At 59.5% G+C, this 262-nt stretch carries 1 pseudogene; it reads right to left on the bottom strand.

The features are described from left to right. Positions 1-262: pseudogene (locus RMT89_RS43820) on the bottom strand (branched-chain amino acid ABC transporter permease); the annotation flags it as partial.

Consider the following 262-nt stretch of genomic DNA (forward strand, 5'->3'; position numbering starts at 1 on the left):
GACCGATAAAAAGAGGGGCATCGCTGATGCCCAGATTCATGGGTCGCGTTGTACCGCCACAAATGGTCATCGAGCCGGCTCGCATGAAAATCTCCAGGCCAAGCGTCATCATCAGGATCATGATGATGGGGCGGCCGGCGAGGCGCCGCAGCGCCACCCGTTCGATGGCCAACCCGATGATAAACATTGTTATGATCGCCAGCGAAATCGCCGCCCAGATCGGTGCGCCCGCGCTGTTGGCGAATGCGAGCACGACATAGGC

The organism is Streptomyces sp. P17 (assembly GCF_032436805.1).
GTDB lineage: Bacteria > Actinomycetota > Actinomycetes > Streptomycetales > Streptomycetaceae > Streptomyces.